19 protein-coding genes are annotated in these 24,157 nt (G+C 73.2%); 6 read left to right on the plus strand and 13 right to left on the minus strand.

The features are described from left to right. Positions 1-4: 4 nt before the first annotated feature. The 3 genes from ACWDVG_RS09140 to ACWDVG_RS09150 form a co-directional block, all read right to left on the minus strand. Positions 5-1,030 carry a 6-phosphofructokinase gene (locus tag ACWDVG_RS09140; RefSeq protein ID WP_451697671.1) on the minus strand — a complete coding sequence of 342 codons (1,026 nt, stop codon included), beginning with the start codon at positions 1,028-1,030 and terminating at the stop codon, positions 5-7. Positions 1,031-1,180: 150 nt separating this feature from the next. Then, positions 1,181-1,909 carry a type 1 glutamine amidotransferase gene (locus ACWDVG_RS09145; RefSeq protein ID WP_451697673.1) on the minus strand — a complete coding sequence of 243 codons (729 nt, stop codon included), beginning with the start codon at positions 1,907-1,909 and terminating at the stop codon, positions 1,181-1,183. A gap of 21 nt (positions 1,910-1,930) precedes the next feature. Further along, a complete protein-coding gene (locus tag ACWDVG_RS09150) occupies positions 1,931-3,178 on the minus strand; it encodes a MurT ligase domain-containing protein (RefSeq protein WP_451697674.1) in 1,248 nt (415 codons plus the stop codon). A 126-nt stretch (positions 3,179-3,304) separates the two neighbouring features. On the opposite strand from ACWDVG_RS09150, the gene def reads away from it, so the two are divergent. Continuing rightward, on the plus strand, positions 3,305-3,865 hold the full coding sequence (gene def, locus ACWDVG_RS09155) for a peptide deformylase (protein WP_451697675.1): 561 nt from the start codon (positions 3,305-3,307) through the stop codon (positions 3,863-3,865). A 110-nt stretch (positions 3,866-3,975) separates the two neighbouring features. On the opposite strand, the gene ACWDVG_RS09160 is transcribed toward def, so the two are convergent. Beyond that, a complete protein-coding gene (locus ACWDVG_RS09160) occupies positions 3,976-4,623 on the minus strand; it encodes a TetR family transcriptional regulator (protein WP_451697676.1) in 648 nt (215 codons plus the stop codon). Between the two features lie 162 nt (positions 4,624-4,785). On the opposite strand from ACWDVG_RS09160, the gene ACWDVG_RS09165 reads away from it, so the two are divergent. After that, positions 4,786-6,000 carry an acyl-CoA dehydrogenase family protein gene (locus ACWDVG_RS09165; protein ID WP_451697677.1) on the plus strand — a complete coding sequence of 405 codons (1,215 nt, stop codon included), beginning with the start codon at positions 4,786-4,788 and terminating at the stop codon, positions 5,998-6,000. Positions 6,001-6,113: 113 nt separating this feature from the next. Here ACWDVG_RS09165 and ACWDVG_RS09170 read toward each other — a convergent pair whose 3' ends face one another. Beyond that, positions 6,114-6,590 carry a VOC family protein gene (locus tag ACWDVG_RS09170; protein WP_451697678.1) on the minus strand — a complete coding sequence of 159 codons (477 nt, stop codon included), beginning with the start codon at positions 6,588-6,590 and terminating at the stop codon, positions 6,114-6,116. A gap of 140 nt (positions 6,591-6,730) precedes the next feature. On the opposite strand from ACWDVG_RS09170, the gene ACWDVG_RS09175 reads away from it, so the two are divergent. Then, positions 6,731-8,104: a cytochrome P450 gene (locus ACWDVG_RS09175; protein ID WP_451697679.1), complete on the plus strand. Its 1,374-nt coding sequence runs from the start codon at positions 6,731-6,733 to the stop codon at positions 8,102-8,104. Positions 8,105-8,157: 53 nt separating this feature from the next. Here the strand turns inward: ACWDVG_RS09175 and ACWDVG_RS09180 are convergent, their stop codons facing one another. Continuing rightward, entirely contained in the window at positions 8,158-8,925 is a 768-nt protein-coding gene (locus tag ACWDVG_RS09180; RefSeq protein WP_451697680.1) for a putative protein N(5)-glutamine methyltransferase, read from the minus strand. Continuing rightward, positions 8,918-9,400 carry a glutathione peroxidase gene (locus ACWDVG_RS09185; RefSeq protein WP_451697681.1) on the minus strand — a complete coding sequence of 161 codons (483 nt, stop codon included), beginning with the start codon at positions 9,398-9,400 and terminating at the stop codon, positions 8,918-8,920. The genes ACWDVG_RS09180 and ACWDVG_RS09185 overlap by 8 nt, the downstream gene beginning before the upstream one ends. Positions 9,401-9,437: 37 nt before the next feature. Between ACWDVG_RS09185 and ACWDVG_RS09190 the strand changes: the two genes are divergently transcribed. Then, positions 9,438-9,650 (plus strand): DUF6011 domain-containing protein, encoded by a 213-nt coding sequence (locus ACWDVG_RS09190; RefSeq protein WP_451697682.1) that lies wholly within the window; start codon positions 9,438-9,440, stop codon positions 9,648-9,650. Between the two features lie 5 nt (positions 9,651-9,655). Here ACWDVG_RS09190 and ACWDVG_RS09195 read toward each other — a convergent pair whose 3' ends face one another. Next, on the minus strand, positions 9,656-10,519 hold the full coding sequence (locus tag ACWDVG_RS09195; RefSeq protein WP_451697683.1) for an acyl-CoA thioesterase: 864 nt from the start codon (positions 10,517-10,519) through the stop codon (positions 9,656-9,658). 13 nt (positions 10,520-10,532) lie between these two features. Next, positions 10,533-13,055, minus strand: coding sequence for a DEAD/DEAH box helicase (locus ACWDVG_RS09200; protein ID WP_451697685.1), 2,523 nt, complete (start codon positions 13,053-13,055; stop codon positions 10,533-10,535). Positions 13,056-13,179: 124 nt separating this feature from the next. Between ACWDVG_RS09200 and ACWDVG_RS09205 the strand changes: the two genes are divergently transcribed. Continuing rightward, on the plus strand, positions 13,180-13,971 hold the full coding sequence (locus ACWDVG_RS09205; RefSeq protein WP_451697687.1) for a metal-dependent hydrolase: 792 nt from the start codon (positions 13,180-13,182) through the stop codon (positions 13,969-13,971). A gap of 84 nt (positions 13,972-14,055) precedes the next feature. On the opposite strand, the gene ACWDVG_RS09210 is transcribed toward ACWDVG_RS09205, so the two are convergent. Both ACWDVG_RS09210 and ACWDVG_RS09215 read right to left on the minus strand, forming a co-directional pair. After that, positions 14,056-15,837 carry an ABC transporter ATP-binding protein gene (locus tag ACWDVG_RS09210; protein WP_451697688.1) on the minus strand — a complete coding sequence of 594 codons (1,782 nt, stop codon included), beginning with the start codon at positions 15,835-15,837 and terminating at the stop codon, positions 14,056-14,058. Next, a complete protein-coding gene (locus tag ACWDVG_RS09215) occupies positions 15,834-17,639 on the minus strand; it encodes an ABC transporter transmembrane domain-containing protein (protein ID WP_451697690.1) in 1,806 nt (601 codons plus the stop codon). The genes ACWDVG_RS09210 and ACWDVG_RS09215 overlap by 4 nt, the downstream gene beginning before the upstream one ends. A gap of 202 nt (positions 17,640-17,841) precedes the next feature. On the opposite strand from ACWDVG_RS09215, the gene ACWDVG_RS09220 reads away from it, so the two are divergent. Continuing rightward, positions 17,842-19,449: a peptide-N4-asparagine amidase gene (locus ACWDVG_RS09220; RefSeq protein WP_451697692.1), complete on the plus strand. Its 1,608-nt coding sequence runs from the start codon at positions 17,842-17,844 to the stop codon at positions 19,447-19,449. Between the two features lie 69 nt (positions 19,450-19,518). Here the strand turns inward: ACWDVG_RS09220 and ACWDVG_RS09225 are convergent, their stop codons facing one another. Then, entirely contained in the window at positions 19,519-20,949 is a 1,431-nt protein-coding gene (locus tag ACWDVG_RS09225) for a Gfo/Idh/MocA family protein (RefSeq protein ID WP_451697693.1), read from the minus strand. 244 nt (positions 20,950-21,193) lie between these two features. Next, positions 21,194-24,130 carry an FAD-binding and (Fe-S)-binding domain-containing protein gene (locus tag ACWDVG_RS09230; protein ID WP_451697695.1) on the minus strand — a complete coding sequence of 979 codons (2,937 nt, stop codon included), beginning with the start codon at positions 24,128-24,130 and terminating at the stop codon, positions 21,194-21,196. Positions 24,131-24,157 lie beyond the last annotated feature (27 nt).

The following is a 24,157-nucleotide window of genomic DNA, read 5'->3' on the forward strand; positions in this document are numbered from 1 at the left end:
GTTCTCAGAGCACGCACTCCGCCTCGGCGTAGCGGTCGGCCGGGACCGTCTTCAGGGACTCCACCGCCCGCGCCAGCGGCACCATGGTGATGTCCGTGCCGCGCAGCGCCGTCATCATGCCGAACTCGCCGCGGTGCGCCGCCTCGACCGCGTGCCAGCCGAAGCGGGTCGCGAGGACGCGGTCGTACGCGGTCGGCGTGCCGCCCCGCTGGACGTGGCCCAGGATGACCGGGCGGGCCTCCTTGCCGAGCCGCCGCTCCAGCTCGACGGAGAGCTGGTTGGCGACGCCGGTGAACCGCTCGTGGCCGTAGATGTCGGTGCCGGCGGTCTTGAAGTCCATCGTGCCCTCGCGGGGCTTGGCGCCCTCGGCCACGACGACGATCGCGAAGCGCTTGCCGTCCTCGAAGCGACGGCCGACCCGCTCGGTCAGCTCGTCGATGTCGAAGGGGCGCTCGGGCACGACGACGGCGTGCGCGCCGGCCGCCATGCCGGACTGCAGGGCTATCCAGCCCGTGTGACGGCCCATGACCTCGACGACGAGCACGCGCTGGTGGGACTCGGCGGTGGTCTTCAGCCGGTCGAGGGCCTCGGTCGCGACGGTGACGGCGGTGTCGAAGCCGAAGGTCACGTCGGTCGAGGCGATGTCGTTGTCGATGGTCTTCGGCACGCCGACGATCGGCAGACCCGCCTCGGAGAGGAGGTTGGCGGCCTTGAGCGTGCCCTCGCCGCCGATCGGGATGATCGCGTCGAGGCCGAGGTCCGCGACGTGGCCGCGGGCGCGCTCGACGCCGTCGACCAGGTGGGCGGGCTGGACGCGGGAGGAGCCGAGGATGGTGCCGCCGCGGGCCAGGATGCCGTTCACCGCGTCGAGGTCGAGCTTGCGGTAGTCGCAGTCCAGCAGGCCCCTCCAGCCGTCGTGGAAGCCGATGACCTCGTCACCGTGGTCGACGACGGCGCGGTGCACGACGGAACGGATGACGGCATTCAGACCGGGGCAGTCTCCGCCGGAGGTGAGCACACCAATGCGCATAGCCCAAAAACCTTTGCAACGTGGGCCGACTCCCGGACCACGTCGTCCGGCTGGATTCCCCGCCACCCTATCGGTGCAGGATGGCGGGGCCGAACCGGATGTCCGAACAGTGGACACCGTATTTTCGTACGACGCCCTTTCCCGGGCGGTTCAGGAGGGCTGCGTCGCCGCCGCGATGCGCTCGGCGCGCAGCGCCTCGTACCACCGGTCGTCGGTCGGCGGCAGCGCGTTCACGTCGAGGGCCAGCTTCAGGAGCAGGTCCGCGATCTGCGGGTTGCGGGCCATGACGGGGCCGTGCATGTACGTGCCGAACACGGTGTCGTTGTACGCGCCCTCGGTGCCGTCGCCGGTGCCGTTGCCCTTGCCGAACACGGTCCGGGCGAACGGGCGGGCGGTCGGGCCGAGATGGGTGATGCCCTGGTGGTTCTCGAAGCCGGTGAGCTGCGGGAGGCCGAGGCGCGGGTCGATGTCCCCGAGGACGTCGCCGACGCACCGGGCGCCCTCGCCGCGGACGGTGGTCACGTCGAGGAGGCCGAGGCCGGGCTGCCGCTCGCCGACGTCGTTGACGAACTCGTGGCCCAGGATCTGGTAGCCGGCGCAGACCGAGAAGATGATCGCCCCGTTGGACGCGGCCCGCGACAGGCCGCCGTCGCGGAGCAGGCGTTCGGCCGCGAGCCGCTGCGGCCGGTCCTCGCCGCCCCCGATGAGGTAGATGTCGCCGGAGGTCGGGACGGGCTGGTCGCTGCGGACGTCGACGCGCTCGACGTTGAGGCCGCGCTGGCGGGCGCGGCGCTCGACGACCAGGACGTTGCCCTGGTCGCCGTAGGTGCTGAGCAGGTCCGGGTAGACCCAGACCAGCCGCAGGCTGCTGTCACTCATGCTGCTTCAGTCCTCTTCGGGTCAGTTGCCGACGCGGCGGCGGACGTCCTGGAAGGCGGTGTAGTTGGCGATCAGCTCGATCTGCCCGGGCGGGGCCATGGTGACGGCCTCGTCGAGCGTCTCGCAGACGCGGAAGTCCACGCCCGCGACCTCCAGGCGGACCGCCAGGTCCAGCTTCCGGTCGCCGATCACCATGATCGGGTGGCCGGCGAGCCGTCCGTAGTCCACGTCCCACAGCCAGGAGGTGTCCGTGCCGTCGGCGCCGCGCGCGTTGACGGAGAGGATCACCGGGGCCGGCGGGCCGTCGATGAGGGAGAACGTCTCCAGCCAGCCCGCCGGATTCTTGGCGAGCAGCAGCCGCAGGTCGCGGCCCTGGAAGGAGACCACGTCGTACCGTCCGGCGACGGCCTGCACCTGGTACATGCGCTCCAGGGCCACCTGCGGGGGCACGCCGAAGACGGCGGCGACGGCGGCCGAGGTGGCGGCGTTGGCCTTGTTGGCGCGGCCGGGCAGCTGCAGCCGGATCGGCCAGGCCGAGCCGTGCGGGTCGAGGACGTGGTCCCCGCTGAGCGCCCAGCTGGGGGCGGGGCGGCGGAAGCCGCACTCGCCGCAGAACCAGTCGTCGCCGGGGCGCTGCATGACACCGCCGCAGGCGGGGCAGGACCAGGCGTCGTCCTTCCACTCCTGGCCGGCGGCGACCCACACCACGTTGGGGGAGGAGGACGCGGCCCAGACGATCAGCGGGTCGTCGGCGTTGGCGATGACGACGGCCTTGGTGCCGTTGAGGCCCTCGCGCCACTTCTCGGCGAGCATCCGGGTCTCGGCGGCGCGGTCGAGCTGGTCGCGGGAGAGGTTGAGCAGCGCGATCGCCTTCGGCGTGGTGTCGCGGGCGACCCCGGCGAGGTACTTCTCGTCGACCTCGATGACACCGAACTTGGCGTCCGAGCCGCCGGCGAGCGCCGAGGTGATGCCCGCGGGCATGTTGGCGCCGAGGGCGTTGGAGACCACGGGGCCGCTGGCGCGCAGCGCCTCCGCGATCAGCCGGGTCGTGGTCGTCTTGCCGTTGGTCGCGGACACGAGGACGACGTCCAGGTGCTGAGCGAGCCGCCCCAGCAGGTCCGGGTCGAGCTTGAGCGCCACCCGGCCGCCGATCACCGATCCGCTGCCGCGTCCGGCCGCCCGCGACACCGCGGCGGCGGCCTTGCCCGCCGTCACGGCCAGCTTGGCACGCGGCGACAGCGGCTCTGGATTACCGGGGTGTCCTGACATCGTCCTTGTTCCTCCTTGCGTCGGTCCGGGCTCAGCCTATCGAGATCCGGCCAGCAGCCCGAACCGCGGCACCGCCGAGCGACCGTACGAAACATCCAGGTCACAGCGGACCGTACCCTTACCGCCATGCGAAACCGGCCCATCCCCGGCAGTTCCGGCCAGGTCCGAGCGATGACTCTGCTCGGCGACCCCGTCCTGCACGCCCCCTGCGAGACCGTCACCGACTTCGGTCCCGAACTCTCCCGCCTCGTCGAGGACATGTTCGCGACCATGTACGCCGCCCACGGCGTGGGCCTCGCGGCGAACCAGGTGGGCGTCGGCCTGCGGGTCTTCGTCTACGACTGCCCGGACGACGAGGAGGTCCGTCACCTCGGCCACGTGGTGAACCCGCGTCTCGTGGCGGCCGACGGGGATGTGGTCCGGGGGCCGGAGGGCTGTCTCTCCCTGCCGGGCCTGGAGGCCCCGACGCCCCGTTACGACCGCGCGGTGGTCGAGGGCGTACGGACGGACGGCACTCCGGTACGGATCGAGGGCACGGGTTTCTTCGCCCGCTGCCTCCAGCACGAGACGGACCACCTGGAGGGCGGGGTCTACGCGGACCGGGTCACGGGGTGGCGCAAGTCACGTCTGCTGCGCGCGATCCGGAAGGAGCCGTGGGGGACGGGAGCGACGGCACTGCGCGACTGAGCGCGGGCCCGCCGGGCTCCGGGGCCCCGGGTCGGAGCCCGGCCCCGAGGCTTCTCCCGGTCAGCAGCCCGGCCCGCTCGGTCAGAGGCCCGGCCCGAGGCCCCGCTCGGTCAGAAGCCCGGCCCGTCCGCCCGGTCGGGCGCCTGGGCGAGGCGGCCCCACAGGACGTCGGCCAATGCGGCCACCAGCTCCGCGCGCGAGCAGGGGCGCTCGCCGAGCCACCAGTCCCCGGCCGCGTGCATCATGCCGACGATGCCGTGGCCCCAGATCCGGGCCTGGGCCTCGCCGCCGGGGCCCAGGTCGACGCGCTCGGCGATGACCTGGCCGAGCTCCTCGCCCATGCGGCGCAGGAGCGGGGCCGAGTGGCGGCCGACGTCGAAGCCCTGCTCGGACTGGTGCGACTCCTCCGCCGGGTGCATGAGGAAGCGGTAGACCTGCGGCATCGCCTCGATGGAGGCGAGGTAGGTGTCGAGGGTGGCCTCGACGCGGCGACGGCGGTCGGCGGGGGCGTCGAGCGCCGCGCGCAGGGCGGCGAGCAGGGCGTCCGTGTGCCGGGTGGCGAGGGCGCGGTAGAGGCCGCCCTTGTCGCCGAAGTGGCGGTAGAGGATCGGCTTGGTGATGCCGGCCTCGGCCGCGATCGCGTTCATGGACGCCTTGGGGCCGTCCCGGAGCACCACCCGGTCCGCCGCCTCCAGCAGTTCGCGCCGTCGCTGCTCGGCGGGCTTCTGCTGGTCGGTGGTCCGGTGTGTGATGTCCATAGCGTGTCTCCCCGCCCGTGCGATTCCGTGAGGCTGTCGCAACGTAACACCACAGCGGCACCCGGTGCCGATCGGTCCGAACCGCTCCGCCGCAGGTTGACAGGCTGTACCCGCCGGTAACAGACTGGTGTTACCGCAAGTAACATACTGCTGGGAGGGAAAATGGCCGAGTTCACGCTCGAACTCAACGACGACCAGAAGCAGGTGCGCGACTGGCTGCACGGCTTCGCCGCCGATGTGATGCGTCCGGCGGCCGCCGAATGGGACGAGCGTGAGGAGACCCCCTGGCCGATCATCCAGGAAGCGGCCAAGCTCGGCATCTATTCGCTCGACTTCTACGCCCAGCAGTTCTTCGACCCCACCGGCCTCGGCATCCCGATGACCATGGAGGAGCTCTTCTGGGGGGACGCCGGCATCGCCCTCTCCATCGTCGGCACCGGCCTGGCCGCCGTCGGCGTCCTCGCCAACGGTACCGAGGAGCAGATCGGCACCTGGGTCCCGCAGATGTACGGCGACGCGAACGACGTCAAGGTCGCCGCCTTCTGCTCCTCCGAGCCCGACGCCGGTTCCGACGTGGCCTCGATGCGCACCCGCGCCGTCTACGACGAGGCCAAGGACGAGTGGGTCCTCAACGGCACCAAGACCTGGGCGACCAACGGCGGCATCGCGGGCGTCCACGTGGTGGTCGCGGTCGTCGACCCGGAGCTCGGCTCCAAGGGCCACGCCTCCTTCATCGTGCCGCCGAACACCCCCGGCCTCTCCCAGGGCCAGAAGTTCCAGAAGCACGGCATCCGCGCCTCCCACACCGCCGAGGTCGTCCTGGAGGACGTCCGCGTCCCCGGCTCCTGCCTGCTCGGCGGCAAGGAGAAGCTCGACGAGCGCCTCGCCCGGGCCCGCGAGAAGGCGAAGAGCGGCGGCGAGCGCGTGAAGAACGCCGCCATGGCCACCTTCGAGGCCTCCCGCCCCGCGGTCGGCGCCATGGCCGTCGGCACCGCCCGCGCCGCGTACGAGGTCGCCCTCGACTACGCCAGGACCCGCGTCCAGTTCGGCCGCCCGATCATCGAGAACCAGGGCGTCGCCTTCCAGCTCGCCGACATGCGCACGCAGATCGACGCGGCCCGCCTCCTCGTCTGGCGCGCCTCCTGGATGGCGACCGCCGGCAAGCCCTTCACCTCGGCCGAGGGCTCCATGTCCAAGCTGTACGCGAGCGAGGTCGCCAAGCAGGTCACCGCCCAGGCCATCCAGATCCTCGGCGGCAACGGCTACACCCGCGAGTACCCGGTGGAGCGGATGCACCGCGACGCGGCCATCTACACGATCTTCGAGGGCACGAGCGAGATCCAGCGCATGGTCATCAGCCGCGCCCTCGCCAGGTAGCCGCTCCGCCCGCGGTGTGCGACGACGAGGCCGGTGGCGACGCCGACGGCCCCGGCCGTCCGGAGCGACCCGCGGAACCCCGGCCGCGGCCTCGTGCCCGGCACCCTCAAGGCTCACACCACGCAGAACTCGTTGCCCTCCGGATCCCGGAGCACCACGGCGTAGTAGTCCATGCCGTGCGGCTCGTCCATCACGTACAGGACGGTGGCGCCGATCGCGGTGAGCCGGGCCACCTCGCCGTCCACCCGCTCCCGGCGCACCGCGAGCGGGACCGCCCGGCCACCGCCCACCTTGAGGTCCAGGTGGACCCGGTTCTTCACCGTCTTCGGCTCGGGGACCTGCTGGAACCAGACCCGGGGCCCCGCCCCCTTCGGGTCCACGATCGACTCCGGCAGCTCCCCGGCGGCCTCGCCCAGCTCCTCCTCCGGCACGCCGATCGCCCGCCAGTACTCCCGCCAGCTCCCGTGCCCCTCGGGCGGCGGGTCCGGCACGTACCGCAGCGCCTCCAGCCAGAAGGGCACCAGGCGCTGGGGGTCCGCGCAGTCGATCGTCAGTTGCAGCGTGAGCTCGGGCCGAGCGGCATCGTCCATGGGACGAGCCTGCCAGAGGCCACCGACAACCGGCCCGATCGCACCGCCCGGCCGGATCCGGCCCGGGTGCTCCCGCTCCCTACCCGCCCGTCACCCGCTGGGGGACAATGCTCCCGGCCACGACCCAGGGGGAGACGATCATGGCAACGACCATCCGCACCGAGGCACCCGAGCTGGCGGGCCTCCCGCTGCTCGGCTCGATGTTCGACCTCAAGAACGACTCGCTCGGCACCTTCCTGCGCGCCCGGCGCGAACACGGCGACGTCGTCCGCATCACCGCCGGACCGCCAGGCGTCCGCGCCACCGTCCACGGCGTCTTCTCAGCCGAGGGCGTCCAGCAGGTCCTCGCCGGGGAATCCGCCAACTTCCGCAAGGACAACGCCTTCTACCAGGAGGTCCGGGAGTCCTTCGGCAACGGCCTGCTCACCAGCCAGGACGACGACTACCTGCGCCAGCGCCGGCTCGTCCAGCCGCTCTTCACCAAGCGCCGCGTCGACGGCTACGCCGACGCCGTCGCCGCCGAGGTCACGACCCTCCTCGGCGAGTGGCGGGGCGACGGCGCCGCATCGGTCGACGTCCTCCACGAGATGACCCGGCTCGCCCTGCGCGCCGTCGCCCGCATCCTCTTCGGCACCGACGTCGACACGGCCGTCGAGGTCGTCGAACGCTGCTTCCCCGAGGTCGGCTCGTACGTCCTGCGCCGCGGCTACTCGCCGCTCAAGACGCCCCGCGCCCTGCCCACCCCCGGCAACCGCCGGGCCGCCGCCGTGCACAAGGCGCTCTACGAGGTCTGCGACCGGATCATCGCCGACCGCCGCGCCGCCGACCGCGCACCCGGCGACGGACAGGACCTCCTCACCCTGCTCGCCGAGGCCGAGAGCGCCGAGGACGGCAGCTTCGACGCCACCGAACTGCGCGAGCAGGTCCTCGTCTTCCTCGTCGCGGGACACGAGACCACCGCCACCTCGCTCGGCTTCGCCCTGCACCTCCTCGCCCGCCACCCCGAGGAGCAGAAGCGCGCCCTGGAGGAGGTCGACCGCGTCCTCGGCGGCCGCACCCCCGGCGCCGCGGACCTGGACGCCCTGCCCTACGTCACCCGGGTCCTCAAGGAGTCCATGCGGCTCTTCCCCGCCGCGCCCGTCATCGGCCGCAGGGCCGTCGCCGCCACCGAGATCGGTGGCGTCACGATCCCGGCCGGCGCGGACGTCGTCGTCGCCCCCTGGGTCACCCACCGCCACCCGGCCTACTGGGACGACGCCGAGCGCTTCGACCCGGACCGCTTCACCCCCGAGGCCGAGGCCGCCCGCCCCCGCTACGCCTGGTTCCCCTTCGGCGGCGGCCCCCGCGCCTGCATCGGCCAGCACTTCTCGATGCTGGAGTCGGTGATCGCCCTCGCGATGATCCTCCAGCGGTACGAGTTCGAGGCCATCGACGCCGAGGTGCCCGTCGCCCCCGCGATCACCCTCCAGGCGGCGGGACCCGCCCGCTGCCGCCTGCGCCCCCGCACCGGCTGACCCGGTCACGGACGGGCGGGCGCCGGGGACGACCCCGGCGCCCGCCCCACCCGTCAGGGGCGGGTCGCCACGACGACCGTCGCCCACCACTCCTCGGAGGTGAGCACCCGCGCCGCGAGCCCGTGCGCGGTCACCGCGGCGACGGCCGCGTCGGCCTGCCGCTCGCTCGTCTCGAACAGCAGGTGCCCGCCCGGAGCCAGCCATGCGGCGGCCCCGGCCGCCACCCGACGCAGCACGTCCAGCCCGTCCGCCCCGCCGTCGAGGGCGACGAGCGGCTCGTGGTCCCGCGCCTCCGGCGGCAGCAGCCCGACCTCCTCGGTCGGCACGTACGGCACGTTGGCGACCAGCACCTCCACGCGGCCCCGCAGCGCGGCGGGCAGCGGGGCGAAGAGATCGCCCTCGTACACGAGGCCGCCCCGCGGCTCCACGTTCCGCCGGGCGCAGACCACGGCCGCCGGCTCGATGTCCGCGGCGTGCACCTCCGCACCCGGCACCGCAGCCAGCAGCACCGCGGCCGCCGCGCCCGAACCGCAGCACAGGTCCACGCAGGCGGCGCCCGGCCGGGCCAGCTCCACCGCCCGCCCGACGAGGAACTCCGTCCTGCGCCGGGGCACGAACACCCCGGGGTCGACGTCGACCCGCAGCCCGGCGAAGTCCGCCCAGCCGACGACGTGCTCCAGCGGCAGGCCGGAGGCCCGCCGCTCGACCATCGCGTCGAGCTCGGCCGGCCCGGCCGCGGTGGCGAGGAGCATCTCCGCCTCCTCCTCGGCGAAGACACAGCCCGCCGCCCGCAGCCGGGTCACGACGTCGTGCTCAGGCAAGCTGGGCCTCGATCGCGGCGACGACCTCGGGGGCCTCGGGCTCGGTGCGCGGACGGAACCGGGTCACGCCGCCGTCGCGGCCGATGAGGAACTTCTCGAAGTTCCACTGCACGTCACCGGCCTCGCCCTCGGCGTCCGCGACCCGCGTCAGCTCCGCGTACAGCGGGTGGCGGTCGGCGCCGTTGACGTCCGTCTTCTCCAGCAGCGGGAACGTCACGCCGTACGTCGTCGAGCAGAACGTCTGAATCTCGTCCGCCGTCCCCGGCTCCTGTCCCAGGAACTGGTTGCACGGCACGCCGAGCACGGTGAAGCCGCGCTCCCCGTAGGCCTTCTGCAGCCGCTCCAGGCCCTCGTACTGCGGGGTCAGGCCGCACTTCGAGGCCACGTTCACCACCAGGACCGCGCGGTCCCGGTAGTCGGCAAGGGAGATCGGGTCACCGGTCAGGGTCGTCAGCGGAATGTCGTACAGACTCATGGGGAGCTCCTCGTCGAGACTAGGGTGTGATCACAACATGAGTGACGAACCACTGGCAATCGACATCGATTCCGCCGCCGACCCGGCCCCGCGCCCGATCCGGTGCCGCCTCTGCGGCCGCCCGCTGACCGGCGCGGACTCCCGCCGCACCGGCCTGGGCCCCACCTGCGACGCCAAGCTCCACCCGGCGCCGCCCGAGATCCGCACCCGCCGCCACGAGGTCGACCAGGACGCCCTGCCCGGCCTCTGAGCCGGTCAGAGCTTCCGGAACAGGCCCTCCTGGACCACCGAGACGAGCAGCCTGCCCTCCCGGTCGTAGATCCGGCCGCGGGCCAGGCCACGGCCCCCGGTCGCGATCGGCGACTCCTGGTCGTACAGGAACCACTCGTCGGCCCGGAAGGGGCGGTGGAACCACATCGCGTGGTCCAGGGACGCCATGTCGAAGCCGCGCGGACCCCACAGCGGCTCGACGGGGATCCGGACCGCGTCGAGGAGCGTCATGTCGGAGGCGTACGTCAGCGCGCACGTGTGGACGAGCGGGTCGTCGCCCAGCGGGCCCACCGCCCGCATCCACACGGCACTGCGCGGGTCGGCGTCCTTCACCTCCTCCCGCGTCCACCGCAGCCGGTCCACGTACCGGATGTCGAACGGCTGGCGCCGCGCCATCCGCTCCAGGGCCTCCGGAAGCGCCCCCAGGTGCTCGCGGATCTCGTCCGCCAGGTTCGGCAGGGTCTCCGGGTCGGTCAGGTGGCGCGGCGGCAGCTGGTGCTCGAAGGCCCCCTCCTCGGGCTTGTGGAAGGACGCCGTCAGATTGAAGATCGTCCGCCCCTCCTGGACCGCCGTGACCCGGCGGGTCGTGAAGGACCGGCCGTCGCGCACCCGCTCCACCTGGTACACGATCGGCACCCCCGGCCGCCCCGGCCGCAGGAAGTAGGCGTGCAGCGAGTGCACCGGACGGTCGCCCTCCGTCGTGCGCCCGGCCGCGACGAGGGCCTGGCCGGCGACCTGCCCGCCGAAGACCCGTTGCAGCGACTCCTGCGGGCTGCGCCCGCGGAAGATGTTGACCTCGATCTGCTCCAGGTCGAGCAGGTCCACGAGCCTCTCGGCGGGGTTGGTCACCTTCGTGCTCCTTCTACAGCTGTCCGACCGATGTCACACGCACGACCGCCCGGCCCTCCTCGTCGGAGGCCGCGAGGTCGACCTCCGCGCTGATGCCCCAGTCATGGTCGCCGTTCGGGTCGGCGAAGGTCTGCCGGACGCGCCACAGACCGTGCGCCGGGTCCTCCTCGATCGACAGGAGCTTGGGGCCGCGCGCGTCCGGACCCGTACCGAGGTCGTCGTACTCGTCCCAGTACCCGTCCATCGCCTCGCCCCACGCGTCCGCGTCCCAGCCCGACTCGGCGTCCAGCGCGCCCAGTTCGTCGACGTTGTCGAGAGCCGCGAGCTCCACCCGGCGGAACATCGTGTTGCGCACCAGGACCCGGAACGCCCGCGCGTTCGCCGTGACCGGCTTGACCTGGTCCGCCTTCTCCTGGGCCTCCTCGGCCGACTCGACCTCCGGGTTGGCCAGCTGCTCCCACTCGTCGAGCAACGAGGAGTCCACCTGCCGGACCATCTCGCCCAGCCAGGCGATCAGGTCCTCCAGGTCCTCCGTCTTGAGGTCGTCCGGAATGGTGTGGTCGAGCGCCTTGTACGCGCTCGCCAGGTACCGCAGCACGATGCCCTCGGTGCGCGCCAGCTCGTAGAAGGAGGTGAACTCCGTGAAGGACAGGGCCCGCTCGTACATGTCGCGGATCACCGACTTCGGCGACACCGGGTGGTCGCCGACCCACGGGTGCGACTTCCGGTAGACGTTGTACGCGTGCCAGAGCAGCTCCTCCAGCGGCTTCGGGTACGAGATCTCCTGGAGCCGCTCCATCCGCTCCTCGTACTCGACCCCGTCGGCCTTCATCGCGCCGACGGCCTCGCCGCGCGCCTTGTTCTGCTGCGCCGCCAGGATCTGCCGCGGATCGTCGAGCGTCGACTCCACCACGGACACCATGTCCAGGGCGTACGACGGCGACTCCGGGTCCAGGAGGTCGAAGGCGGCCAGCGCGAACGTCGACAGCGGCTGGTTGAGCGCGAAGTCCTGCTGGAGGTCGACGGTCAGCCGGATCGTGCGGCCCTCCGCGTCCGGCGTGTCCAGCTGCTCCACCACACCGCCGTCGAGCAGCGAGCGGTAGATGGCGATGGCCCGCCGGATGTGCCGCAGCTGGTTCTTCCGCGGCTCGTGGTTGTCCTCCAGGAGCTTGCGCATGGCCTCGAAGGCGTTCCCCGGCCGCGCGATCACCGAGAGCAGCATGGTGTGGGTGACGCGGAAGCGGGAGGTCAGCGGCTCCGGCTCGGAGGCGATCAGCTTCTCGAAGGTGTTCTCCGACCAGGCGACGAAGCCCTCGGGGGCCTTCTTCCTGACCACCTTGCGCCGCTTCTTCGGGTCGTCGCCCGCCTTCGCCAGCGCCTTCTCGTTCTCGATGACGTGCTCCGGGGCCTGTGCCACCACGAAACCGGCCGTGTCGAAGCCCGCCCGGCCGGCCCGGCCGGCGATCTGGTGGAACTCCCGGGCCCGCAGCGTCCGCACCCGGTTGCCGTCGTACTTCGTGAGGGCCGTGAAGAGCACCGTACGGATCGGCACGTTCACGCCCACGCCGAGCGTGTCCGTCCCGCAGATCACCTTCAGCAGGCCCGCCTGGGCCAGCTTCTCCACGAGCCGCCGGTACTTCGGCAGCATGCCGGCGTGGTGCACGCCGATGCCGTGCCGCACGTACCGCGAGAGGTTCCGGCCGAAGGAGGTGGTGAACCGGAAGTTGCCGATCATCTCGGCGATCCGGTCCTTCTCCTCCCGGGTGCACATGTTGATGCTCATCAGCGACTGGGCCCGCTCCACGGCCTGCGCCTGCGTGAAGTGCACGATGTAGACCGGCGCCTGCTTGGTCTCCAGGAGCTCCGTCAGCGTCTCCGTGATCGGCGTCATCTCGTACTCGTACGAGAGCGGCACCGGCCGCGTCGCCGAGCGGACCACCGACGTCGGCCGGCCGGTCCGCCGGGTCAGGTCCTTCTCGAACATCGACACGTCGCCGAGCGTCGCCGACATCAGCACGAACTGCGCCTGCGGCAGTTCGAGCAGCGGGATCTGCCAGGCCCAGCCCCGGTCCGGCTCCGCGTAGAAGTGGAACTCGTCCATGACGACCTGGCCGATGTCCGCGTCCTTGCCGTCCCGCAGCGCGATCGAGGCCAGCACCTCGGCCGTGCAGCAGATGACGGGCGCGTCCGCGTTCACGGACGCGTCGCCGGTCAGCATGCCGACGTTCTCCGTGCCGAAGAGCTTGCACAGGTCGAAGAACTTCTCCGACACGAGCGCCTTGATCGGCGCCGTGTAGAAGGTCACCTGGTCGTTGGCGAGCGCCGTGAAGTGCGCTCCGGCGGCGACCAGGGACTTCCCCGAGCCGGTCGGGGTGGAAAGGATCACGTTCGCCCCGGAGACCACCTCGATCAGCGCCTCCTCCTGGGCCGGGTAGAGCGTGATGCCCCGGTCCTCGGCCCAGGAGGAGAAGGCCTCGAAGAGGGCGTCGGGGTCGGCGGTCGGCGGAAGCTGATCGATAAGGGTCACGCCCCCCATCTTGCCTGGATTCCGCTCGGATGAGGGAACCGGCCGCCGAGCCGAGTGATCACGAACGATAGGCTCCTCCGTCGACCGGTCGTCAACTCGGCGCCGGCACGGGAGAAACGGGGCGGGACCAACCATGATGGGACCGGCGCACTCGCTGTCCGGAGCGGCGGCCTGGCTCGGGGTGGGAGCGGCCGCGGCCGCCCTCGACCACCCGATGCCCTGGCCGGTCCTGCTCGTCGGCGCGCTCATCTGTGCGGGAGCCGCCCTCGCTCCCGACCTCGACCACAAGTCGGCGACCATCTCGCGCGCCTTCGGACCCGTCTCCCGCGGCCTGTGCGAGATCGTCGACAAGCTGTCGCACGCCGTCTACAAGGCGACCCGCTCTCCGGCCGACCCGCGCCGCTCCGGCGGCCACCGGACCCTCACCCACACCTGGCTGTGGGCGGTCCTGATCGGCGCGGGCGCCTCCGTCGGCGCGGTCACCGGCGGCCGGTGGGCGGTCCTCACCATCCTCTTCGTCCACCTCGTCCTCGCCGTCGAGGGCCTGCTCTGGCGGGCCGCCCGGATGTCCAGCGACATCCTCGTCTGGCTGCTCGGCGCGACCAGCGCGTGGATCCTCGCCGGGGTCCTCGACCAGCCCGGCAACGGCTCCGACTGGCTCTTCACCGCCCCCGGGCAGGAGTACCTGTGGCTGGGCCTGCCGATCGTGCTCGGCGCCCTCGTCCACGACATCGGCGACGCCCTCACCGTCTCGGGCTGCCCGATCCTGTGGCCCATCCCGGTCGGCCGCAAGCGCTGGTACCCGATCGGCCCGCCGAAGGGCATGCGCTTCCGGGCCGGCAGCTGGGTCGAACTGAAGGTCCTGATGCCCGCCTTCATGCTCCTCGGCGGCGTGGGCGGCGCCTCCGCCCTCGGCTTCCTCTGACGCCCGTACGCCCACGGGAAGGGGCCGCACCGGACATCCGGTGCGGCCCCTTCCCCGTCCTCACGCGGCCGTGGCTCCGGTCGCCTACCCGTGCCAGGACCGCCACAGCGCCGCGTACGCCCCGTCCGCCGCCACCAGCTCGTCATGGCTGCCCAGCTCGCTGATCCGGCCCGCCTCGACCACCGCGATCAGGTCGGCGTCGTGCGCGGTGTGCAGCCGGTGCGCGATGGCCACGACCGTCCGCTCCTCCAGGACCCGGCCGAGCGACCGCTCCAGATGGCGGGCGGCCCGCGGGTCGAGCAGCGAGGTCGCCTCGTCCAGGACAAGGGTGTGCGGGTCCGCCAGGACCAGCCGGGCCAGCGCGATCTGCTGGGCCTGCGCCGGGGTCAGCGCCCGGCCGCCCGAGCCCACCTCGGTGGACAGGCCCTCGTCGAGCCCCCCCGCCCAGCCGTCCGCGTCCACCGCGGCCAGCGCCGCCCACAGCTCGGAGTCGTCCGCACCGGACCTGGCCAGCAGCAGGTTGTCCCGGAGCGAGCCCACGAAGACGTGGTGCTCCTGGTTGACCAGGGCCACGTGCTCACGGACCCGCTCGGCGGGCATGGCCGCCAACTCGGCCCCGCCGAGCGTGACCGACCCGGTCCGCGGGGCGTAGATCCCCGCGAGCAGCCGCCCCAGGGTGGACTTGCCCGCACCCGACGGCCCCACGAGGGCCACCCGGCTGCCGGGCGCCACGTCCAGCGTCACCCGGTGCAGCACGTCCACGCCCTCGCGGTACCCGAACCGCACCTCGTCCGCCCGGACCGACCGCCCCTCGGGCCGCACCGTACCGTCGCCGGGCTCCGGCTCGATGTCGCGGACGCCCACGAGCCGCGCCAGCGAGACCTGCGCGACCTGGAGCTCGTCGTACCAGCGCAGCACGATCCCGATCGGCTCCACCAGCATCTGCGCGAGCAGCGCGCCCGTCGTCAGCTGGCCCACGTCGATCCAGCCCTGGAAGACGAACACCCCACCGAGCAGCAGCACCGAACACAGCACCGTCGAATGGGTCAGCGTCACCACCGGGAACAGCACCGAGCGCAGGAACAGCGTGTATCGCTCCCACGCCGTCCACTCCTTGATCCGCCGGTCGGACAGCGCGATCCGGCGCGCCCCCAGCCGGTGCGCCTCGACCGTCCGGCCCGCGTCCACCGTCTCGGCGAGCACGGACGCCACCGCCGCGTATCCCGCGGACTCCGAGCGGTACGCGGCCGGGGCCCGCCGGAAGTACCAGCGGCAGCCCACGACCAGGGCCGGCGCCGCCAGCAGGGCCGCCAGCGCCAGCGGCGGCGCGGTGACGGCCAGGCCGCCGAGCAGCAGCCCCGCCCACACCACGCCGATCGCCAGCTGCGGCACCGCCTCCCGCATCGCGTTGGCGAGCCGGTCGACGTCGGTGGTGATGCGGGAGAGCAGATCGCCCGTGCCCGCCCGCTCCAGGACGCCGGGCGGCAGACCGACCGAGCGGACGAGGAAGTCCTCGCGCAGATCGGCCAGCATCTCCTCGCCCAGTATCGCGCCGCGCAACCGCACGAGCCGCACGAAGAACGTCTGGACGAGCAGCGCCCCCGCGAACAGCAGCGCCGTCCGCTCCAGATGCAGATCGCGCGCACCCTCGGCGAGCCGGTCCACGACCGAGCCGAGCAGGTACGGACCGGCCATCGACGCGATCACCGCGACCGCGTTCACCCCGATGAGCAGCGCGAACGCCCTCCGGTGACGGCTCAGCAGCTCACGGACGTAGGCGCGCACCGTCGCCGGGGCGGCGACGGGCAGGGTCGTCGCGGTCGTCGGGGCCGCCGGGTCGTACTCCGGCGGCGCGAGGCCGATCATGCCGATTCTCCTTCCAGTGCTTCGACTCCGCCGACGAGCCCGGCGGCCGTCGAGGCCGCCTCCTCGTCGGTCTCACGGGTGACGACCGCCCGGTAGCGGGGCTCGCCCGCCAGCAGCTCGCGGTGGGTCCCGACGGCGACGGCCGCGCCCTCGTGGACCAGGACCACCCGGTCCGCGCGGTCCAGGAGCAGCGGCGAGGAGGTGAGGACCACCGTCGTCGCGCCCGCGCGCAGCCCCGCGATGCCCTCGGCCAGCCGGGCCTCGGTGTGCGAGTCGACCGCGGAGGTGGGCTCGTCGAGCACCAGCACCTCCGGGTCGGCCACCAGCGACCGGGCGAGCGCCAGCCGCTGGCGCTGGCCGCCGGAGAGGGACCTGCCGCGCTCGGTGATCCGGGTGCGCATCGGGTCTCCGTCGGTGCCCACCGAGGCCTGCGCGAGGGCGTCGAGGACGTCCGCGCACCGGGCCGCGTCGAGCGCCGCCTCCGCCGAGACCTTGCCCGTGGACGGCACGTCGAGCAGCTCGCGGAGCGTGCCCGACAGGAGCACCGGATCCTTGTCCTGGACGAGCACGGCCGTACGGGCCGACTCCAGCGGCAGCTCGTCGAGCGGGACCCCGCCGAGCAGCACCGACGTGTGCCCGGGCTCCGCCTCGGCCGGGTGGCCGCCGAGCCGGTCCGCGAGCCGCCCGGCCGCGTCCGGGTCGCCGCAGACGACGGCGGTGAACCGGCCGGCCGGGGCGAGCAGCCCGGTCATCGGGTCGTACAGGTCGCCGGACGCCGTGCGGTCCTCGTGACCCGCGGGGTCCGTGGCGCGGGTGAGCGCGAGGACCCGGGCGGCCCGCCGCGCGGACGGCCGGGAGAAGGAGAACGCCATCGCGATCTCCTCGAAGTTCCGCAGCGGATGGTGAGTGAGGGCCACCGCGCCGTAGACGGTGACCAGCTCGCCGACCGTGATCCGCCCGTCGAGCGCGAGCCGCGCCCCGTACACGACCACGGTGATGAGCAGGACGCCGGGGAGGAACACCTGGATCGCCGCGATCAGCGCCCACATCCGGGCGCTGCGCACGGCGGCCCTGCGCACCTCCTGGGAGGCCGTGCGGTAGCGGCCGAGGAACAGCTCCTCGCCGCCGATGCCGCGCAGCACCCGCAGCCCGGCCACCGTGTCGGAGGCGAGCTCGGTCGCCTTGCCGGCCTTCTCGCGCTGCACGTCCGCCCGGCGGGTGGCGCGGGGGAGCAGCGGCAGCGCGGCGAGGGCCAGGGCGGGGACGCCGACGGCGACGACGACGCCGAGCGCCGGCTGGTAGACGACGAGGCCCACGCAGACCACGATCAGCGTGACGGCCGCGGCGGCGAAGCGGGAGAGCGCCTCGACGAACCAGCCGATCTTCTCCACGTCACCGGTCGACACGGCGACGACCTCGCCCGCCGCGACCCGCCGGGTGAGCAGGGAGCCCAGCTCGGCGGTCTTCCGGGCGAGGAGCTGCTGGACCCGCGCGGCGGCCGTGATCCAGTTGGTGACGGCAGTGCGGTGGACCATCGCCTCGCCGGTCCCGATGGCGACGCCGAGCGCCACGAGCACCCCTCCGGCGCGCGCGAGGCCCCCGCCGTCGCGGTCGATGACGGCCTGGACGGCGAGGCCCACACCGAGCGGCAGCCCGGCGATGCCCAGCTGGAGCAGCAGGCCCCACAGCAGGGACCGCACCTGCCCCCCGAGTTGACTGCGGCCGAGCCACAGGAGGAACCGGCCGCCGGAGCGGACGTCGGGTTCCCCCGGATCGGCGTACGGAAGTTGGTGAATCTGCATGGCGTCCCAGGGTCTCCGGGTCTTGGCTGGGGGAACGCGCCGGGTCCTGTGCGGTGACGGACGGGGCGGTGTGGAAACCGTGCAAGGTTCGCGTTTTCGCCAGGCGACGGCAATCGATTTTCCCCGTGAAGGAACAGATCGCGCCATGTCCGCTCATCGTCCTCTGGACTGCCCGGGGCCGTCCGCGCTTCACTTCCGCCCCATGAGATCACTCAAGATCATGAGCATGCTCAGCGGTCTGGCGCTCGCCGCGGGCGCCCTGCTCGCCGCCCCGCCGGCCTCGGCCGAGGGCCCGAACGGCCCCACGCCGCCCGCCGAGTTCACCAGCGACTGGCACGATCCGGTCACCGCCGCCCCGCCCGTCGCCACCCCCGGCACCCGGAGCTGCGCGGTCACCCTCGCCGCCGCCCAGTTCCGCGACTTCACCCCCTACCGGGGCGATTACGCCCCGCCGAAGGAGTGCGGCACCCGCTGGAGCGCCATCGTCCTGCGCCTCGACGGCAGCGTGAAGGGCCGCCAGTACGACCGGCTCGGCCACGTCTCCGTCGGCGGCGTGGAGATCCTCCGCACCTCCACCCCCCAGCCCTCGCCCGACGGCATCACCTGGTCCGTCGAGAAGGACGTCACCCGCTACCGCGACACCCTCAGCCGGCCGCAGCCCGTCGAGATGCTCATCGGCAATGTCGTGAACGAGACCTACACCGGCGTCCTCGACGTCCGCGTCACCCTCACCTTCCACGCCGCCGAGGGCCGCACCAAGCCCGCGCAGGACACCCCCGACCGGGTGATCCCCCTCACCGGCTCCACCCTCACCACCCCGCGCAACACCGAACGCCTCCTCGCCGAGGTGTACGCCACCGGCTCGGGCGGCGGCTGCGAGGAGTACTGGTACCTCTCCGTCCCCGACGCCGCCCCCTACTCCTGCCGCGCCACCGACGGCCCGCACCGCGAGGTCCGGATCTCCGTCGACGGCCGCCTCGCCGGCATCGCGGCCCCCTTCCCCACGGTCTGGACGGGCGGCTGGTCCAACCCCTTCCTCTGGTACGTCACGCCCGCCCCCCGCGCCTTCGACGTCCAGCCGGTCGTCTACGACCTCACCCCCTTCGCCGCCCTCCTCAACGACGGCCGCGCCCACCGCGTCGAGGTCTCCGTCGCCGGCGTCCCCGCCGGCCTCACCGGCTGGTCGACGCCCACCAACGTGCTGCTCTGGCAGGACGAGGGCAGCCGGGTCGTCACCGGGGGCCTCGACCGGCACGAGGAGGGCGCCCCGGCCAACACCTCGGCGTACACGGCCGGCGCGCCGCACCGCGTGGACACCGAGGCGGCCCACCGCCTCACCGTCGCCGGCCACCTGAACACCTCGCACGGCCGGATCGACACCACGGTCACCCGTGCCGTCGCCCACACCTCCGTCCACCGCTGGGGCGAGGGCGAGAACCCCGACGCGCTGACCGCCCGCTGGACGGACCGGCAGACCGTCACCTCCGGCCGGAGCGTGACCCGGGTGGACCGCACCTACACCATGGACGGCGAGACGACCGTCGGCGCGGGCGACCGGCTGCGGACCGTGCTCACCCTCGGGGACCGCGCCGACAGCTCCGTCGTGCGGAACGGGCACCGGGTCTCCTGGTCGCGGCTCGACGACACGTACACCGGTGACGCCACGTACACCACCGGCGTCCCGCGCGACCAGCGGCACGCCGTCGGCACCACCCACGAGCGCTACCGGCTGTACGGCTCCGGCGGCTGCTACGACCGCGCCCTGACCACCGTCCAGGGCACGCTCACCGAGGACCTCCGGCGCTGCTGACCCCGACGGCACCCGGCCCGCCCCCCGTCCGGGGGAGCGGGCCGGGCGCCGTGGCCGCCGATCCGGGCGTCAGGCGGGCCGGGCCGAGTCCATGCCCGACCGCGCCTTGCGCCACTCGCCGCGCGTGAAGTCGGGAATCTCCTGCGGCGCCCCCTTGGCCTTGATCGACGCGTGGCTCAGCGGCACCGGAGCCGTCCAGGTGGCGGCGTCGTACACGTCGAAGTCCGGCGGCAGGCCGAGCCGCATGCACTGCATCAGCCGGAAGACCATGATGTAGTCCATGCCGCCGTGCCCGCCCGGCGGATTCGCGTGCTCCTTCCAGAGCCAGTGGTCGAACTCGTCGGCGTACGCCGAGAAGTCGCCCCACTGGTGGTTCGTGTGGTCCGGCTCCAGGTAGATCCGCGCCGGGTAGTCCTCGAAGACGCCCCGCGTGCCGCCCAGGCTGTTGATGCGGCTGTACGGGTGCGGCGTCGACACGTCGTGCTCCAGCCGGATCACCCGCCCCTTGGCCGTCTGGACCAGACTGATCGTCCGGTCGCTGCCGATGTACGACTCCTTCCAGCTCGCGTCGCCGGGCGGCATGTGCGCGGCCCGGTACTCCGCGAGGCCGAGCGCCGGGGTGCCGAAGCTGCTGATGCTGACGGCCCGGTCGCCGCGGTTGAGGTCCATGTAGTTGGCGACGGGCCCGAAGCCGTGGTTGGGGTAGAGGTCACCGCGGAGCTGCGTGTGCCAGAGGCGGCGCCAGGGCCCCTCGTAGTACGTCGGCGAGAACAACAGCTCCCGCAGGTCGTGGTTGTACGCCCCGGCGCCGTGCAGCAGCGCCCCGAACCTGCCCGCGTGCGCCATCCGCAGGACCCGCAGCTCGTTCCGGCCGTAACAGCAGTTCTCCAGCTGCATGCAGTGGCGGCGGGTCTGCTCGGAGAGGTCGACGAGTTCCCACAGGTCGGCCAGCTCCATGGCGACCGGGCACTCCACGCCGACGTGCTTGCCGCCCAGCATCGCCGCCCTGGCCATGGCGAAGTGCCGGTCCCAGGGGGTGACGACGTACACGAAGTCGACGTCCGTGCGGGCGCACAGCTTCTCGTAGTCGTTCTCGCCGTTCGTGTACAGCGCGGGCGTCGGCTGCCCGGCGGCGACGACCTTCGCCAGGGCCCGCTCCGCCTTCTCGCGCACGGGGTCGCACAGGGCCACCACCCGCACCCCGGGGAGGGCGAGGAAGTGGTCGAGCATGCTGGTGCCGCGGTTGCCCAGGCCGATGATCCCGACGCGGACGGTGGAGCGGCGCTCGAAGGGGACCCCGGCCATGGTGGCGCCCCGCCGCTTCGGCACGGCCGCCGTCCCCGCGGCCGGTGCGGCGCCGGGCGCCGTCGTGGCCGTCTCGGCGGCGGCGTGGGCGGGGTGGCCGCCGAGGGCGCCGATGCCGAGGCCCGCGCCGGCCGCTCCCGCGGTGGTCCTGAGGACCGTACGGCGGCTCGGATCGCGGGGTGTCTGCTCGTTCATGGAACCTCCAGAAGCTGTCTGCACGGCTGGTTCATGAATCCCGCACAGGACCCTGGCCCCGTGGGAGGCGGTGCGCAAGGGCGTCGATAGGACTCTTGCGACAGGTAGTTGGACTTTACTGTTCCGGATCGTCCGGAGTGATGAACCGACCGGCGACCGTCCCCCGAACATACGAAGGGCCCCTCACCGAGGGGGGTGAGGGGCCGCTCCCCGACACGACGGCACGTCAGGAACTGAGGGGGCCTCAGGGGCGCGTCCCGGGGCGCGTGGCGCGCTCCAGGGCGAGCAGGGCCGACACGTAGGTCCGGCCGGTGGCCCGGTCCATCCCGATCTCGCACATCCGGTTGGCCGAGAGGTACGCGTCGAACGTCCGGCCCCCGACCTCGGCGGCCTCCCGCGCCGTCGCCGAGGCCGTCAGCTCCGGGTGCAGCATCCCCCGGTCGCCCGCGAAGGCGCAGCAGCCCGCGTCGGCCGGGACGACGACCTCCTCCGCGCACGCCCGGGCCAGTTCGGTCAGCTTCTCCTCGTCGCCGAGGTGCCGCATCGCACACGTCGGGTGCACGACGGCGGACGCGACCCGGCGGAGCACGTCGAGCCGGGGGAGCAGCTCGTCCGCCGCCCACACGAGCGAGTCGACCACGGTCAGCTCGGCGTGCAGGTCGCGGTTCTCCGCCGTGAGGTACGGGACGACCTCCCGCGCGAGGCCCAGGGTGCAGGAGGAGGCGTCCACCACCAGGGGCAGCCGGCCGCCCGCCGTCCACCCCCAGGCCGCCTCGACGATCCGGTTGGCCATCACCTCGGTGCCCCGCTCGTACCCCTTGGAGTGCCAGATGGTGGCGCAGCACGTACCGGCCACGTCGTCCGGGACCCACACCGGCCGTCCGGCGCGGGCGGAGACCGCGACGACGGCCTCGGGCAGTGACGGCTCCCGCGGCCCGCCGGGGGTGCCGAAGATCCGGTTCACGCAGGCCGGGTAGTAGACGGCGGCCGCGGCGGGGCGGTGGGTGCGGGGGAGCCGGCGGGCGGCCGCCCCCGGGATCTCCGGCAGCCACTCCGGGACGAGGTCGGGCCGGACCGCCCGGCGGGCGAGGCCGGTCGCCCGCTCCAGGACCCGGTCCCCGATCCGGTCCGCCGCGGCGACCGCGAGCCGCGCCGAGGTCTCCACCGCCCGGAAGTTCCGCGCCGTGAGGGCCGCGATCCGCTCCTCGCGCGGCGAGTGCCGCGCGTGCCGGAACTCCTTCATCAGCGCACCCGTGTCGATCCCGACCGGGCAGGCCAGCCGGCACGTGGAGTCGCCGGCGCAGGTGTCCACGGCGTCGTAGCCGTACGCCTCCAGGAGCCGGGCCTCGACCTTCGAACCAGCGGCCTGCCGCATCATCTCCCGGCGCAGCACGATCCGCTGACGCGGAGTGGTCGTCAGATCGCCGCTGGGGCAGGTCGGCTCGCAGAAGCCGCACTCGATGCAGGGATCGGCGATCCGCTCCACGGCCGGGATCGTCTTCAGGCCCCGCAGATGGGCGCCCGGATCGCGGTCGAGGACGATCCGCGGGGCCAGCACCCCGTCCGGGTCGATCACGGCCTTGGTCCGCCACATCAGCTCGGTCGCCTTCGCCCCCCACTCCAGCTCCAGGAACGGCGCGATGTTCCGGCCGGTGGCGTGCTCGGCCTTCAGGGAGCCGTCGAAGCGCTCCACGGTCAGCTTGCAGAACTCGTCCATGAAGGCCGCGTACCGCTCGACGTCGGCCGGTTCCCCGGCGTCGAAGGCCAGCAGGAAGTGGAGGTTGCCGTGGGCCGCGTGTCCCGCCACGGCGGCGTCGAAGCCGTGCCGCGCCTGGAGGTCGAGCAGCTCGGCGCAGGCTTCCGCGAGACGGGCGGGCGGGACCGCGAAGTCCTCCGTGATCAGCGTCGTACCGGAGGGGCGGGAGCCCCCGACGGCCGCGACGAACGCCTTGCGGGCCTTCCAGTAGCCGCCGATCCGGCGCGGATCGCGGGTGAAGGCGTTCTCCGCGGAGGGCACGGGGGCGACCAGGTCGAGCCCGGCCAGGACGGTACGGGCCGCCTCCTCGTACGCGTCGAGGGCGGGCGCGTCCGGGGCCCGGAACTCCACCAGGAGCGCCGCCGTCTCCTTCGGCAGTCCGGCCCAGTCGGCCGGCACGCCCGCGACGCTGACCGAGGCCCGCAGGGTGTTGCCGTCCATCAGCTCGACCGCGAGCGCCCCCGCCCGGCTGAAGAGCGGGACGGCCTCGGCGGCGGCCGGGAGCGAGGGGAAGAACAGCAGGGCCGCGGAGACCTCGCGGCCCAGCGGCAGGGTGTCGAAGACGACCTCGGAGATGAAGCCGAAGGTGCCCTCGGAGCCGACCATCAGCCCGCGCAGGATCTCCACGGGCGTGGTCCCGTCGAGGAAGGCGTCCAGCCGGTAGCCGTTGGTGTTCTTGATCGCGTACTTGGCCCGGATCCGGGCCGTGAGCTCGGCGTCGGCCTCGATCTCGGCCTTCAGCTCCAGGAGCCCCGAGCAGAGCCTCGGCTCGGCCCGCGCCAGCTCCTCGTCGGCGGCCGGGTCCCCGGTGTCGACGACGGTCCCGCTCGGCAGCACGAAGGTCAGCGAGGAGAGCGTCCGGTACGAGTTCCGGGTCGTCCCGGCGGTCATGCCCGAGGCGTTGTTGGCCACGACCCCGCCGAGCGTGCAGGCGACGGCGCTCGCCGGATCGGGGCCGAGGACCCGGCCGTACGGGGCGAGCGCGGCGTTGGCGCGGACGACGGTCGTGCCGGGCCCGAACCGGGCGCGCGCCCCGCCGTCGAGCACCTCGGCCCCCACCCAGTGGCGCCGCACGTCGACGAGGATGTCCTCGCCCTGCGCCTGGCCGTTGAGGCTCGTCCCCGCGGCCCGGAAGACGACCTCACGGCCCTTGCCGTGCGCGTACGACAGGACGGTCGAGACGTCGTCGACGTCCTCGGCGACGACCACCACCTGCGGGACGAACCGGTACGGGCTCGCGTCGGAGGCGTACCGCACCAGGTCGGAGATCCGCGTCAGCACCTTCTCGGGGCCGAGCAGCTCCATCAGCTCCTCGCGCAGCCGCCGCGGGGTGCCGTGCGACAGGAGCTCGGGGACCCGGTCGGGGGCGGGGCTCCGCCGTGCGCGGGGGCGGAGGGCCTGCGGGCTCGGTTCCAGCAGTGGCATGGCACGGCTCCCCTTCGGCGCGTCCCG

It is taken from the genome of Streptomyces sp. NPDC003327, assembly GCF_053589515.1.

What these genes read in the sequence shown, in the direction of transcription:
- ACWDVG_RS09140 (WP_451697671.1), bottom strand. Translation starts at nt 1,030, where the DNA reads ATGCGCATTGGTGTGCTCACCTCCGGCGGAGACTGCCCCGGTCTGAAT.
- ACWDVG_RS09145 (WP_451697673.1), bottom strand. Translation starts at nt 1,909, where the DNA reads ATGAGTGACAGCAGCCTGCGGCTGGTCTGGGTCTACCCGGACCTGCTC.
- ACWDVG_RS09150 (WP_451697674.1), bottom strand. Translation starts at nt 3,178, where the DNA reads ATGTCAGGACACCCCGGTAATCCAGAGCCGCTGTCGCCGCGTGCCAAG.
- def (WP_451697675.1), top strand. Translation starts at nt 3,305, where the DNA reads ATGCGAAACCGGCCCATCCCCGGCAGTTCCGGCCAGGTCCGAGCGATG.
- ACWDVG_RS09160 (WP_451697676.1), bottom strand. Translation starts at nt 4,623, where the DNA reads ATGGACATCACACACCGGACCACCGACCAGCAGAAGCCCGCCGAGCAG.
- ACWDVG_RS09165 (WP_451697677.1), top strand. Translation starts at nt 4,786, where the DNA reads ATGGCCGAGTTCACGCTCGAACTCAACGACGACCAGAAGCAGGTGCGC.
- ACWDVG_RS09170 (WP_451697678.1), bottom strand. Translation starts at nt 6,590, where the DNA reads ATGGACGATGCCGCTCGGCCCGAGCTCACGCTGCAACTGACGATCGAC.
- ACWDVG_RS09175 (WP_451697679.1), top strand. Translation starts at nt 6,731, where the DNA reads ATGGCAACGACCATCCGCACCGAGGCACCCGAGCTGGCGGGCCTCCCG.
- ACWDVG_RS09185 (WP_451697681.1), bottom strand. Translation starts at nt 9,400, where the DNA reads ATGAGTCTGTACGACATTCCGCTGACGACCCTGACCGGTGACCCGATC.
- ACWDVG_RS09190 (WP_451697682.1), top strand. Translation starts at nt 9,438, where the DNA reads ATGAGTGACGAACCACTGGCAATCGACATCGATTCCGCCGCCGACCCG.
- ACWDVG_RS09200 (WP_451697685.1), bottom strand. Translation starts at nt 13,055, where the DNA reads ATGGGGGGCGTGACCCTTATCGATCAGCTTCCGCCGACCGCCGACCCC.
- ACWDVG_RS09205 (WP_451697687.1), top strand. Translation starts at nt 13,180, where the DNA reads ATGATGGGACCGGCGCACTCGCTGTCCGGAGCGGCGGCCTGGCTCGGG.
- ACWDVG_RS09210 (WP_451697688.1), bottom strand. Translation starts at nt 15,837, where the DNA reads ATGATCGGCCTCGCGCCGCCGGAGTACGACCCGGCGGCCCCGACGACC.
- ACWDVG_RS09215 (WP_451697690.1), bottom strand. Translation starts at nt 17,639, where the DNA reads ATGCAGATTCACCAACTTCCGTACGCCGATCCGGGGGAACCCGACGTC.
- ACWDVG_RS09220 (WP_451697692.1), top strand. Translation starts at nt 17,842, where the DNA reads ATGAGATCACTCAAGATCATGAGCATGCTCAGCGGTCTGGCGCTCGCC.
- ACWDVG_RS09225 (WP_451697693.1), bottom strand. Translation starts at nt 20,949, where the DNA reads ATGAACGAGCAGACACCCCGCGATCCGAGCCGCCGTACGGTCCTCAGG.
- ACWDVG_RS09230 (WP_451697695.1), bottom strand. Translation starts at nt 24,130, where the DNA reads ATGCCACTGCTGGAACCGAGCCCGCAGGCCCTCCGCCCCCGCGCACGG.